Raw genomic sequence first — 13,005 nt, forward strand, 5'->3', positions numbered from 1 at the left:
GCTTTGGCAATTTAAAGTAACCTAACTGATCTTTAATTGTTTTTGTAACTAAGCGAGCATTACGCTCAATACGCTTTTTTTGTGTCTAAAAGTCTGTTAGCTTAAGTAACTTATTTTTCTCTAAGGGATTAGTTATGCGGTTATTTGCTGCCATTTGTTTTATTAGCTTTAGTATTTTTATTTTTAGTTCACAAAATGTCCTTGCACAATCTGATACTAAACAACAAAGTGCTGATTACTCTGTGCACACGCATACATTTAAATCGGCTGTTTTAAATGAACAGCGCACAGTTGTCGTTCAGTTACCGAAGAGCTATCAATCTGAGCCAAATAAGGTATATCCAGTTATTTATCGCTTAGATGGCGCGGGTAATATACCGCTTGCCAGTGCGGTAATTGAGCGTTTACAAAATGATAATCGTGCGCCTGAGGTTATTATTGTCGCTATTGAAAACACTAATCGGCTCAGAGATATGTATCCTACAGTGAATAAAGAGCCGCAGGGTCCTGTTGGTGAAGGGGGCGGCGCAGCAAAATTTTTAGCTTTCTTTGAGCGAGAGCTTATTCCTTTAGTAAATAAGAACTATCGTACGCATAATTATAAAGTGATTGCTGGCGCCTCTGCTGGTGGTGTATTTGCGCTGTATGCGTTGCAGGCAAATCCAGAGTTATTCCAAGCGCATATTGCGTATAGTCCTGCGGTTTGGTGGAACTATGGCGCAATGGTAAAAAGCACAAAATCATTTATAACTAAAACTAAAGAGCTTAATAGTTACGTTTATATGAATATCGGCGAAGAAGCCGGCATCATGCGAGAAAGGTATGATGAATTGCTGCAAGCTATGCAATCGCTGCGGGGATTACGCTTTTTTAATGATGCGTTTGATGGTATTTCGCATGGCTTAACCACTGCTGCAGGCGTATTTAATGCCTACTACAACTTATTTTTACCTAAACAAATGCCGATAACTGCTTTAACTGACGATGTAGCCTCTATTGATACTTATTACCAAAACTTATCTCAACAATGGGGCGAGCAGATATCGCCACCAGATCGCGCTGTTAGATCACTAGGTTATAACTTAACGGGCAGCAAACAGTTTACCCGTGCAATTGAGGTGTTTAAGTACAATTTAAAAAACCACCCAAATTCAGTCGATGCGCTTTCAGCCTTATCTTATGGTTATGAAATGCAAGGTAATACTCGCCAAGCACTCGAACAGATGGAATCTGCTTTAGCGATTGCAGACGACTCATATCCTTATATAAATTACTTAAAAGAAACAAAAGCTAGGCTGCAAGCAGAACTGAGTAAGAGCTAATAATATAATGGCTTCAAACTCTATTAAAGCTCAGGATAAACCTGAGCTAACAAATACACAGACATGCTCGTGACTTGCAGATCGAAACTCGTAGCTGTTATCTAAACCACATTAAAATCACTAATCTCTACTTAACGGGCAATAAATACGCTAAAATTGCAGGCTATTTTTAGTAATGAGCCCGCACCTTTTATGACCTCAGCCGCAAACCCTAGCAATTTCAACGAACTTGGCCTTATCCCAGAGCTAATTGCTCGATTGTCTGATCTTGAATACACGCAACCTACGCCGATTCAGGCAAAAGCAATTCCCAGTATCTTGGCGGGAAGTGACTTAATTGCAGGGGCGAATACCGGCTCGGGTAAAACGGCCACGTTTGCATTACCGATGCTACAAATGCTGTTTTTAGCGCAAGGTGCGAATAAAACACCGAGCAAAGGTAACTTTGTTTCAGGGCTTATTTTAGTGCCTACGCGCGAGCTTGCTACGCAAGTGGCTGATAGTGTTAAATCATACTCAGCGAACTTTAATGGCGCGATTAAAACGGTAGCGGTGTTTGGTGGTGTGTCGGTTAATACGCAAATGCAGGCACTTCGTGGTGGTGCTGATATTATCGTGGCAACACCAGGTCGTTTGCTCGATTTAATCTCAAGCAATGCCATTAAGCTGGATAAAGTGAGTACATTGGTGCTTGACGAAGCTGACCGCATGTTAAGCCTTGGCTTTACTGAAGAGCTTGCTGAGCTATTGGCATTAATGCCAGCTAAAAAGCAAACCATGTTGTTCTCAGCGACTTTCCCTGAGCAAGTTAAGCTATTAACGCAAGAGCTGCTAAACGACCCTGTTGAAATTCAAGTGCAAAGCAAAGACGAAAGCACTTTAGTACAGCGTGTATTTACGGTAAATAAAGGCGAGAAAACCACAGTTTTAGCGCATTTAATTAAAACTCATCAATGGCGCCAAGCATTGATTTTTGTCAACGCCAAAAAAGACTGTGAGCATTTAGCGGGCAAACTTGAAAAGCGCGGCGTGAATGCGCAAGTGTTCCACGGTGATAAAGGCCAAAGCGAGCGTACCCGAGTAATCGAAAAGTTTAAAAACGGTGAAATAGACGTGCTAATAGCCACTGACATTGCCGCCCGTGGTTTAGATATTGCCAAGCTGCCAGTAGTTATTAATTTTAACCTACCACGTAGCCCCGCTGATTATATGCACCGTATTGGCCGAAGTGGCCGTGCTGGTGAAGTTGGTTTAGCGTTATCACTGATTGATTATGAAGATTTTCATCACTTTAAGGTGATTGAGAAGAAAAACAAACTACGTTTAGAGCGCGAAGAGGTAGCAGGCTTTGCTGTAAACCAAGCCAACCTTGATGCGGCAGAGGCGCTTAAAAACGACAAGCCAATGGCCAAGCCAGAAGGCACTGGTAAGAAAAAGAACAAAAAAGCCAACCAAGAAGACGATGTATGGAGCGGCTGGCGCCGGAAATAGTTTTTACGTTGTTGCTTAGTAATTATTTGTTAGCTGTTTAATTGTTGACGAAATAGTCATTTTTGACTAGTATTGTTTTTAACAACTAACCCTACTTCCACGCGTAGCATTGAGTCTCCTGGATATAGGGGGGAAAAGCCGACCTTAGTGTCGGTTTTTTTGTCACTAAAATTTAAGGATAAATTTTGAAGACTCGCATATATATTGATGGATATATTTAGACTATTTGACAGCTTTATTCTCCCCAGCTCAACAAATGAAATCCATACTAGTGATAATCTAAGTATTAAGTTTTTTACTGCTGATATTATAGAAAAAGCAGCTATGTCAAAAGATTCATTAGCTGATCAGCAGGCATATCATCGAGCTTTAACTTTTCATAGTCTCAAAAATCAGTTAGAAATCATTAAAGGTTATTACTCTATAAACCCAACCCGCGCATTTAAAATTGACGAAAAAGAACCTAAAAAGCCCCCAAATGAATGTGAATATGTAGATATTTGGAAGTTAGAGGAAAAGCAAACCGATGTAAATATTGCCGTTGAGGCATTATTTGATGTGTTAACAGATGAGTCAATTGAGCAAGTCGTATTCGTCACTAATGATACTGATTTAGAAAGAGCTCTCGAAAAAATAAAATCTCTTAATAAAGTTAAAATTGGGTTAGTGATCCCTACAACGGATAATGTTCGCTACCCTAATGAGAAGTTAGATATACACGCTGACTGGACTCGTAAGAATATTCTTATTGATGAGCTAAAGCTGTCGCAGTTACCGCGAGTGATTCAAGGAGGTAGAAAGCCAGTTACCAAACCTATAGGCTGGTTTGGTCAGCCTGAAATTCTTGAGGAAATAATGCTAACTTTATTAAAAGTTGAAGCTAACCGGACTAAGTGTTGGCGTTGGTTGGAAAAACCATTACCTAGCTTTGATGATTTACCGCCATTAGCTGAGCCACCAATTCAATTACTCGATAATGAAGAAACAGCAAAAATAGTACTGAGTTATGCCAAAAGATACACTCAGTTATTTAAAAGCTAGGCATATAAGACTTTTCGAAATATTCTCGATATCACCTAAATAAAAAATGCCGAATAATAAAATATACTATTCGGCATTAGACTCTTATAATTTAAGCGTTTAATTTAACGGTTAAATATGCTACAAGCTTAATGATCGTGGTCGTGATCTTCTTCCTCTTCTGCAATACCTAACCAAGTGATAGCAGCTGGTGGGAATGTAAGTTCTAGTTCACCTTCAATCTCTAAATCTTCTAGGTGTACTTGTACAACATGTTGAGCGATTGGGTCGGCTACATAAGCAAATTGACCATTTTGCGCTACAGTCATACTAAACTTCATGCCTTCAGGCATGGTTGTTACGTCTTCTTCAGTGATATCAACTTGGCCTGCTAATTCCCAGTGGGTATGGCCGTCGTGTTCATGCGCCTCTAGTACGTTTAAAAAGCCTAAGCTGTCTAATACTAAAAAGTGCTCGCCATTTGCTGAGAAAGAGTAAGAAACAGCACTTGCGCCATCGGCTAGTTGCCATTCTAATTCTTCCATTTCAGCGCTTGCTGGATCTATACTTAAAATCACTGCAGGGCCGCCACCGTGGCCTGATGCAACGCCAATAAAGGTCTCGCTGTCTTCATGACCGTATATAGTGCCAATACGTAAATCACCAACCGCGTCGATATTTGCTATTTTTTCAGCTTCGTACTCGTCATCATGTTGGTGTGCTAATAATACGCCGTCACTACAACCAAAGATTACGTAATCGTGGTTTTGTGCTGCACCATGTAAATCTGGGCAGGTAAGTTCTAAAGTTTGTTCTAGTTCGTATTCGCCATCATGAAAATGATAAACACCTACTTGATCAGGCAAAACTTTAGCAACAGATGTGCTGTCTGCATCATCACGACGAATGGTTGATAGTAAATGTTCGCCACGAGGCTCTGCAACACCATGCATATTTATATCGTAAGTGATGCCAGGTAACGTTGCTGTTGCACTTGTGATGTCGCTATCTGTCAATACTTCAACAGATGCAACTGTGCCAGACGTTGCATCACCATCGTAAAAAATGGCTAATTTACCATCGTGTTTAACAAGGTGGGTTGGGCGGCTACCGTTGGTTAGTTCATAACTACTTGCAGCAGGGCTTTGCTTGTAGTCATGTAAATGCTCACCGTGATCTTCACGCCATAAACCACCATCAATAAAACCTAGGTAGTCTTGTGCGCGGCTAGTAATCACTGCATAACGAAAATCAGGTGATGACGACAACGTGTTTGAATCATTGGTTAGTGTAAATGTGTCAAGCAACGCATTGTCGTCTAAGTCAAAGAAGCTTGCTGTGTTGCTGTCACCTGCAAGTACTACAAGTCGACCTAATGAATCAATGGTGTATTCATCGCCATGGTCGTGATCGTCACCATCACCGTGATCATGGTCATCAGGCACTTCAATAGGATCTTTCTCAACGATATTTGTTTCTGCATCACCACAGGCGGTAATTAATGTACTGCTTATTGCCAGTGCTATGAGTTTTAATTTGAATAGTTTAGTCATGTTAATTTCCTTAATTTATAATTGTTTTAGCGCTTAAAAATAACCGCGAATACCGAGTGCAAAACTACGTCCTGGACGTGGTGCAATATCTTTCAAAAATGAGCTATGTACGCGTGCTTCTGTGTTTGTTAGGTTGGTACCGCGCAGATACAGAGAAAGATCTTGATTTAGCACTGATAAGTCATATGAAACACTGGCATCAAGCATGGTGTAACCGTCTGTAGAGGTTTCTTCTGGTGCAGTACGATCTTGCTCTTGATAGCGAGTTACGTGCAGGTGTGCGCTCAGCTTTTCAGTTTGATAGCTAAGCTCAGTACCAAAACGAAGCGGTGGTGTACGTGGTAAATCGCCACCATCTTTTAGACGAGCGCGAACGTAATCTGAGAATAGATCTACTTTAAACTCATCGGTTAACTGCCATGCAAATTGTGCTTCAAAACCATGTAAAATTACGTCATCTGTTTTAAATAAATAGACAGGTAGTTCAGATGAGTGGTCATGTTCGTCACTATGATCATGGCCGTCTTCATCGCCATGACTATGGCCGCTTTCTGCGTATAACCCGGTGTCGACTTGGTAATAATAGTTATCTACTTGGTTGTAAAAGGCATTAAAAATAAAGCCAATATCACCCTCTGTTTTACGGAAGGTTAAATCAATATTGTTGGCTGTTTCTAAATCGATAGGGTTATCAGATAGTTCAAAATGGCCATCATGAATATCAAATAATGTGCCCACTTCATAAGTACCAGTACCAATGTGTGGACCAAATGATAATAACTCAGAAGCCGACGGCGCACGTTCAGAACGTGAAACTGACAGGCCTAAGTTATAACCAGGGGTAAAGTCCCATACGGCACCTGCTGATAAGCTGACAGGGGTAAATTCTTGCTCAACATCAAATACACGGGTGTACGAGCTTTCAGAACCGTGATCATGCCCATGGTCATGTCCATGACCATCATCGTCATGAGGGTGAGCATCAATGTCTGGCAATAATACATTGTCAGCATCAAGGGTTACACGTTCTACACGGCCACCTAGTTGTACTAAAACGTCACCAAAGTGTTTTTCTTCCATTAATGCGATGGCAATGCTTTCTGTTTCAGATGGAGGTGTGAATGCTTCTGAGCCTTGAGCTTCTACATCACTGTTTTTGTAATGAAAACTTAAACCACCATTCCACTCACTAAATGGGTTATGCATTAAGTCTACGCGGAGCTCGTTGGTTTCGTTTTTAAAGGTTGTACCTACCGCGCCATGTTCAATTTCGGCATGTTCGTAATCAGTGTGACCAACACGTAAGTTAATTTTATTAAGCCACTCATTATCAAAGTTATATTCAGCTAAAAGCTGAACTTTTGTTTGATCTAGGTCAGCGAATACCGCTTCTTCTTCGCTGTGTTCTTCTTCGCCACCGTGAGTGTGGCCTGGGATGCCGTATTGACGGTTGAATTGCTCAACAGCCATGCCCACATAGCCTTGGTCGAAAAAATAGCTGGCACCGACAGTAAAGCCCTCAGATTCTTCATTGCTGTTTTCAACAACGTAATCGCCACTGTGTTCTTCGTGGTCATGATCATCGTGTTCAACTTCAGGGGCTACAGGTACTTCATAGTCATCAGCTTCACGCCAAAATGCATCGGCATAAAATGCGAATGAATCAGTACCAGTGGTGGCATTAAACGAAGCCACTTTTTGATTATCAACAGAGTTGTGTTCAAGATTCCATTCGCCACGAGTTGTGCTGTCTGTTGGTACACGGTTATCAACCACATTAACAACACCACCAATTGCGCCACTACCGTAAAATAATGTTGCAGGACCACGTAAAACTTCAATTTGTTGTGCTGTTGATGCTTCAGAGGCCACAGAGTGATCAGGTCCGACTCGTGATACATCACTGACATCAAGGCCATTTTGAGTAATAAGTACACGGGGGCCGCTTAAGCCACGAATAATTGGCGTACTGGCTACTTTTGCATGAAAGTTGGTATTAACACCAGGCAGCTTTTCAAGGCTGTCGCCAAGAGTTGCAGCTTGTTGACGTCTTAATTGTTCGCCAGATAAAACACTAACAGGAGACGCTGATTCCATTGCAGACATATGAATTGGGGTGGCTTCAATGTCAATCACTTCGATTGGAGAACGTTTTAAATTAAATGTAATAGATTGTTTTTCATTGTTATTTATTGTTATGTTGCTATGGAGGTGAGCATAACCTGGTGCAACAATGTGAAGCCCTTTTAAGCCATTTTTTAAATCTGCGATGACAAATTTGCCGTTTTCATCTGTGGTGACTGTTATATCTGTTCCTTCCACTTCTACAGTTGCGTTGGTGACAGCATTTCCTTGATTGTTTAGAACAATCCCTTCGATGGTTTTTGCAAGCACACTTGCAGGTAACAAAGCTGCTATGAGCACAGCTAATTGAGATCTTCGTTTCATTTGACTACCTTGTTGGATGTTATACTATATCAATTGTGCTTGAAATGTTATATTGTATCAAGTAAAAGTTGAGTGTTGTTAACAAAGGCACCAATCAGGGCTTTAAAAGAAGTATTTAAAACGGCTTATGAGCTCATTACAAAGGACAAGGAATGGGGAAAATAAATTCAAGAAACTCCGATTTAGTGTGGCTTCTATGAATCAACAGCAGTTAAAAAAAACAATTCGTTTTGCAAATATAAAGTGTGCGACTGCTGGAGGAAAGTTCACTGAAAAACGCCAGCAGGTTCTAGAAATTTTATTAAAAGCAAATAAGCCGTTATCTGCTTATGAGCTGACAGAGCAATTTAATAAAGTAATGAGCGTGCCTATTTTGGCTATGTCAGTTTATCGAATTTTAGACTTTTTAGAATCAGTCAGTTTAGTGCATCGCTTGAAGTCAGAAAATAAATTCATGGCGTGTACGCATGTAAATGATGGCTGCTCACATCAATTATCAATGTTTTTAATATGCAGTAAATGTAACAAGGTGATTGAGATGAGCGATGTCGACGACAAAATAAAAGCATTGTTTGCACAAGTAGAGTTATCAGGCTTTTCGCCAAGTGAAACACAATTAGAAATTTCAGGGCTGTGTCGCCAATGTAAGCCAACTATTGAACAATTAGAGGAAAAACAATGAAACCAACGCAAAGTGTGATGGATAAGCTCGCCATAGGGCTGTCAATAATGTGCACAATCCACTGTTTTGCAACACCTATTTTACTCACACTGTTACCTAGCTTTGCAGCACTACAGCTAGATAACGAACAGTTTCATATATGGATATTAGCGGCCGTTATACCGACCAGTGTACTTGCATTGAGTTTAGGTTGTAAAAAGCATAAACGCTTTCGTTATATGGTGTCAGGGTTTGTTGGTGTGATTTTAATGGTACTCGCAGTGACTGCTGGTGAGGCGTTATTCGGTGAGTTGGGTGAAAAGTGGCTTACGCTTGTTGGTGCGGCTTTTATTGCTGTTGCGCATTGGTTTAATTATCGACAATGTTTAGCTAAAGATGATGAAGAGTGCCCATGCACTGGTAGTGTATCGGAGCAAGCAAATTGAATATGACTTTGCCTGATGTTACATCAAAACAACTGCCAACGGCTTCGTTACCTTTAAAATGGGTGGGTATGGAAGGTATTGCGCTGCCTATCACACTCGTTGAGCAACCTAGTTCATCACTATCTGCTAAAGCGAATGTGTTTGTGAGTTTAGATAAGGCGGATGCTAAAGGCATTCATATGTCGCGGCTTTATTTAAAGTTAAAAGAGTCATTAACCAATGAACCTCTCACGATGGATGCTCTAGCAACGTTATTACAGACCTTGGTGAGCTCACAAGAGGGATTAAGTTTAGCTGCAAGGCTACAATTAGACTTTGAATTAACTATACGTAAACCTGCGTTATTGAGCGGCCAGTTTGGTTATCAAACTTATCCGGTGAGTATTCGCTGTGAATATATTAATGAGCAGATAATTACTGAGTTGTCGTTGAGTATTCCCTACTCAAGCACTTGTCCTTGTTCCGCTGCATTATCAAGACAAGCGATGAGTGATGCAATTGCCGCGCAATTTAGTGAAGAAGTCGTATCAAAAGAGGCACTGTTAGCGTGGATCAGTTCGCAACAAGGTTCAGTTGCAACACCCCATAGTCAACGTTCATTTGCTTATTTAAAAATGCAATGGCAGCGTAATACTCTACCCAACTTTTTAGCGATGATTGAACACTTTGAAAGCGTTATTGGTACGCCAGTGCAAACGGCGGTAAAGCGCGAAGACGAGCAAGCATTTGCTAAATTAAACGCCGAAAACCTAATGTTTTGTGAAGATGCCGCAAGGCGGATAAAACAAGCGCTGGAGAATAACGAGCAAATCTCAGATTACTGGTTTAAAGTAGAGCATCAAGAGAGTTTACATGCTCACAATGCAGTGGTGGTTGATCATAAATTTCCACATGGCTACGCAAAGCTATAATGCTTTAAAACACGGCTAAGCAATACTATGTCATACAAATGACATGATCTTGCTATAAATTTATCATTCTTTACGTTGTGTTTAAGTGATATGCAAGGCCGAAATTCATTGCTTGTAAGTAAGTATTTGCTGACTTTTATTGTCTTTAGTATAGCTATTTTGGGGCTTTCAAAGCATCAAGTAAAAGATATTACTATTGGCCAATTATATGTTCAGCAATGCGATGTAGTTAATGCAAAAGGCGACCAGGATTTTAATGTTTATTTACCCGTTAATTTGCGGGTGTCTGAGCTTGCTAAACAATTATGTGAAGACACTTTAAAAGGGAGTATTTATAGTAGAGTCAGTATTTCTTGGCAGCCAAGAGAGTCCCTTACGAGTGATCTGATCATCTCTCAACAGTTTAACCTGATGATGCATAGAGCGCATGCGATCACTGGGTTACTGCCAAACTGGAAAGATTTTTATTTGCAGAGCATAAGCTTACCAAGCTATGAAACTTTTTGGTTTTCGCATAATAAAAACATTAGTGTAACTCCTGACTATTTTACCAATAAGCGTATAGGTTTATTAGCAGATAAAAAAAGTGCCTCCGGGTATTTAATGCCAATGAGTCAGATTACTCAAGCCGGAGTCACCCTTACCAAAGAACAATTACATTTATACCCGAACAGAGAGGTATTAATAGATGATTTTCTTAGAGAAAAAATAGATCTAATGCCTAGCACAATGCATATACAGCAGTTAATGGAATGGCCTGTAGAAAAAAGGCTCTTAATTACAGAACCAAGCGCGCAGTTAAGTTGGTTCATTAGCAATAACACACCGCAAAATCTATCAACTGCACTCACCGTTGCCATTAAAGAGTATCAAACGAAGCTATTTAGCGGGTTACCCAGAACAACTTACGCAAAGCCTAAGGTTAATACGCTATGACATTAAAAGCAGTAGCGATTTATTTAGTGGTCAGTCTTTGTTTGAGTTTGCATGCATGGCACAGTGCATCAAGTTCCTTAAAACAGCTCTTAATGACAGAACTACCTACCTTAACAGATGCATCTTTAAGAAATTCACTAGATGAACAGCAGGAATTAAATCGTATTAGTAAACAGCTAGTTACTACTTTACAGTTTGTAGCTGTAGACAACATATTACCGATTAAATTAATTGAAAGACTTCAAGTAACTCAACTTCAATTGTTAAAAGTCACTGAAAGAAATAGCTATGACTCTGCCTTAAAGTGGACATTCAATGGGCAGAAAATTGCAATGCAAATTAGTACTAAAGCAGACTTCAAGTTGGTAAATATAGCGTTGGTAAGCTTGCTACTAACTTTTGTATTTTGGCAGAGTCAGTTAGTGCTCAATAGACTTTGCACACTAATTAGTAAAGATAGGGATATGACTAAGCACAGTAACAGCATAGATGCTAAAAATAATCTGCAACATGACTGTGCTGCATTTAAATTACTATCGAGTAAAACAACGTTGCCTGCAGATGAACTAAAAGCAATATGTGAAAAAGGTGACGTCAAAATGCTTTCAACCAATCAATTACATTGGTTTAATATCGCTATAAATAATGATTTAAGTATTGAAAGTGCGTTAACGGTGGCTAAGCAACCTGACTCCTTAGTATTTGATCTTGAAAATCAATGCGTCATTATTCATGGCTTACATATTCGCTTAGCTAAAACACCTTTATTTTATTATTACTGGTATGCGCAACGCGAAGTAAATCACCTACCTCCTTATTTAAACCCACCATTAAATAAACCTGATATGGAAAGCGCCCAACAACTATCAAAATTAATGTCTAAATATAAAGGTCACCAAAAAGCGATTAGAGATTTACAAGAAGGAGGCTTAAAAGGAAAAACGCTAGATCAAAACCGTAATAAAATAAAAGCGGAATTACAAAAAGTATTGGGTGAATTAGCTGATGAATACCTTTTTATCAGTGAGCGCGATATTAAAACTGCACGTTATAAGTATCGATTAAATGCACAGGGAAAAAGCATAACAATATAATAAATATATGCTTTTAATTTTAAAGACATCTCTAAAAAGTCAGAGATATCTAATTCACTAAAATGTCATAAGTGCTTTCTATGGTATTGGCAACTAAACCAAACTCAATGGAAGTATCATGAAAACTTACTCTTTATTAGCCGCAGCAATCACAGCTGCAACATTATCAATGCCAGCCAGCGCACTTAATATCGTGCTAACAAATGACGATAGTTGGAGTACTGGGAATATCCAAACACTATTCACTAAACTGACCGAAGCGGGGCACAGTGTGGTGATGTCTGCACCATGTACAGGACAAAGTGGTAAAGGTGGTGCAATTCACTTTATGAAGCCTGTGAATGTTGACCGTTCTAAAGTTGAACAAAATCAGGTTTGTATTGGTGATACAGATGAAACAGTCGCTTTTTCAGACTTTGTTGAAGGCACGCCAGTCATGGCTGCACTTTATGGCGTTGATGTACTTGCACAGGAAAAGTGGGGGCAGTTACCCGATTTAGTTATTTCGGGGCCAAATGAAGGGAATAACTTAGGTTATATGACGAATAACTCAGGTACGTTAGGTGCAGCTAATGTAGTTATTGCACGTGGTATTCCTGCAATTGCAGTAAGTGCATATGATGCAGATGAAGCCAAAGCGCCACTTGTAGCAAACGTGGTTGTTGAGTTAGTGGATGAATTGGTTAAAAACCAACAGCCAAATCAACCCTTACTACCTAAGTTCACGGGCTTAAATGTTAATACTCCAGAAGATATGAGTAATCACCAAGGCTATAAGTTTAGTCAAGTTGGTTGGAATGCGGGTGGCCTTGAAGTGAAGTTTGCAGGTGATATGTCACAAGATCAGCTGGCTATGGGCTATGTAGCACAAGGTATCTTAGCGCAAGGCTACGCGGCAACATTCGAAGAAGCTTATGCCATAGCTCAAGCGCAATATATTGGTAAATCAGGGGTTTCAATCGCTCAAGACCAAGGTTTAGTGAATGATGAAAATGAGCTTAGTGAAGGTGTTTTAATTGAGCAGGGTTACATTACGATCAGTACAATTGAAGCGAATGTTCAAGCTAGCCGTGCAAAAACAGCGCTTAGCCAAATCAAACTTAATAACTTGATTAAGTAGGGC

General features: G+C 40.0%; 11 protein-coding genes. 9 read left to right on the forward strand and 2 right to left on the reverse strand.

Translation table 11 applies throughout. From position 1 onward, the window contains the following. The first annotated feature begins 134 nt into the window (after window positions 1-134). From KAN5_RS14635 to KAN5_RS14645, 3 genes are all read left to right on the forward strand, one after another. Window positions 135-1,322 carry an alpha/beta hydrolase-fold protein gene (locus KAN5_RS14635; protein ID WP_244389997.1) on the forward strand — a complete coding sequence of 396 codons (1,188 nt, stop codon included), beginning with the start codon at window positions 135-137 and terminating at the stop codon, window positions 1,320-1,322. Window positions 1,323-1,514: 192 nt separating this feature from the next. Continuing rightward, the gene (locus tag KAN5_RS14640) at window positions 1,515-2,813 is read left to right on the forward strand and encodes a DEAD/DEAH box helicase (RefSeq protein WP_016710483.1); all 1,299 of its coding nucleotides are present in this window, start codon (window positions 1,515-1,517) and stop codon (window positions 2,811-2,813) included. A gap of 207 nt (window positions 2,814-3,020) precedes the next feature. After that, the gene (locus KAN5_RS14645; protein ID WP_244389998.1) at window positions 3,021-3,854 is read left to right on the forward strand and encodes an NYN domain-containing protein; all 834 of its coding nucleotides are present in this window, start codon (window positions 3,021-3,023) and stop codon (window positions 3,852-3,854) included. Window positions 3,855-3,982: 128 nt separating this feature from the next. Here KAN5_RS14645 and KAN5_RS14650 read toward each other — a convergent pair whose 3' ends face one another. Beyond that, on the reverse strand, window positions 3,983-5,386 hold the full coding sequence (locus KAN5_RS14650; protein ID WP_244389999.1) for a 5-methyltetrahydrofolate--homocysteine methyltransferase: 1,404 nt from the start codon (window positions 5,384-5,386) through the stop codon (window positions 3,983-3,985). Window positions 5,387-5,419: 33 nt separating this feature from the next. Then, window positions 5,420-7,834, reverse strand: a complete 2,415-nt coding sequence (locus KAN5_RS14655) for a TonB-dependent receptor (protein ID WP_244390000.1) — start codon at window positions 7,832-7,834, stop codon at window positions 5,420-5,422. Window positions 7,835-8,030: 196 nt separating this feature from the next. On the opposite strand from KAN5_RS14655, the gene KAN5_RS14660 reads away from it, so the two are divergent. The 6 genes from KAN5_RS14660 (at window position 8,031) to KAN5_RS14685 (ending at window position 13,002) form a co-directional block, all read left to right on the forward strand. After that, window positions 8,031-8,516 carry a Fur family transcriptional regulator gene (locus KAN5_RS14660; protein ID WP_244390001.1) on the forward strand — a complete coding sequence of 162 codons (486 nt, stop codon included), beginning with the start codon at window positions 8,031-8,033 and terminating at the stop codon, window positions 8,514-8,516. Next, complete coding sequence (locus KAN5_RS14665) at window positions 8,513-8,941, forward strand: MerC domain-containing protein (RefSeq protein WP_016710274.1); 429 nt, start codon at window positions 8,513-8,515, stop codon at window positions 8,939-8,941. The genes KAN5_RS14660 and KAN5_RS14665 overlap by 4 nt, the downstream gene beginning before the upstream one ends. After that, complete coding sequence (folE2, locus tag KAN5_RS14670) at window positions 8,938-9,852, forward strand: GTP cyclohydrolase FolE2 (RefSeq protein WP_244390002.1); 915 nt, start codon at window positions 8,938-8,940, stop codon at window positions 9,850-9,852. Before KAN5_RS14665 ends, folE2 begins: the two co-directional genes overlap by 4 nt. A gap of 90 nt (window positions 9,853-9,942) precedes the next feature. Next, window positions 9,943-10,788: a hypothetical protein gene (locus tag KAN5_RS14675; RefSeq protein WP_244390003.1), complete on the forward strand. Its 846-nt coding sequence runs from the start codon at window positions 9,943-9,945 to the stop codon at window positions 10,786-10,788. Further along, window positions 10,785-11,882 (forward strand): hypothetical protein, encoded by a 1,098-nt coding sequence (locus KAN5_RS14680; RefSeq protein WP_244390004.1) that lies wholly within the window; start codon window positions 10,785-10,787, stop codon window positions 11,880-11,882. Before KAN5_RS14675 ends, KAN5_RS14680 begins: the two co-directional genes overlap by 4 nt. Before the next feature lie 118 nt (window positions 11,883-12,000). Beyond that, on the forward strand, window positions 12,001-13,002 hold the full coding sequence (locus tag KAN5_RS14685; RefSeq protein WP_016710278.1) for a 5'/3'-nucleotidase SurE: 1,002 nt from the start codon (window positions 12,001-12,003) through the stop codon (window positions 13,000-13,002). Window positions 13,003-13,005: the final 3 nt, after the last annotated feature.

It is taken from the genome of Pseudoalteromonas sp. KAN5 (assembly GCF_022846535.1).
Classification (GTDB): domain Bacteria; phylum Pseudomonadota; class Gammaproteobacteria; order Enterobacterales; family Alteromonadaceae; genus Pseudoalteromonas; species Pseudoalteromonas haloplanktis.

What these genes read in the sequence shown, in the direction of transcription:
- KAN5_RS14685 (WP_016710278.1), top strand. Translation starts at nt 12,001, where the DNA reads ATGAAAACTTACTCTTTATTAGCCGCAGCAATCACAGCTGCAACATTA.
- KAN5_RS14665 (WP_016710274.1), top strand. Translation starts at nt 8,513, where the DNA reads ATGAAACCAACGCAAAGTGTGATGGATAAGCTCGCCATAGGGCTGTCA.
- KAN5_RS14635 (WP_244389997.1), top strand. Translation starts at nt 135, where the DNA reads ATGCGGTTATTTGCTGCCATTTGTTTTATTAGCTTTAGTATTTTTATT.
- KAN5_RS14655 (WP_244390000.1), bottom strand. Translation starts at nt 7,834, where the DNA reads ATGAAACGAAGATCTCAATTAGCTGTGCTCATAGCAGCTTTGTTACCT.
- KAN5_RS14645 (WP_244389998.1), top strand. Translation starts at nt 3,021, where the DNA reads ATGGATATATTTAGACTATTTGACAGCTTTATTCTCCCCAGCTCAACA.
- KAN5_RS14680 (WP_244390004.1), top strand. Translation starts at nt 10,785, where the DNA reads ATGACATTAAAAGCAGTAGCGATTTATTTAGTGGTCAGTCTTTGTTTG.
- KAN5_RS14650 (WP_244389999.1), bottom strand. Translation starts at nt 5,386, where the DNA reads ATGACTAAACTATTCAAATTAAAACTCATAGCACTGGCAATAAGCAGT.
- KAN5_RS14660 (WP_244390001.1), top strand. Translation starts at nt 8,031, where the DNA reads ATGAATCAACAGCAGTTAAAAAAAACAATTCGTTTTGCAAATATAAAG.
- KAN5_RS14640 (WP_016710483.1), top strand. Translation starts at nt 1,515, where the DNA reads ATGACCTCAGCCGCAAACCCTAGCAATTTCAACGAACTTGGCCTTATC.
- KAN5_RS14675 (WP_244390003.1), top strand. Translation starts at nt 9,943, where the DNA reads ATGCAAGGCCGAAATTCATTGCTTGTAAGTAAGTATTTGCTGACTTTT.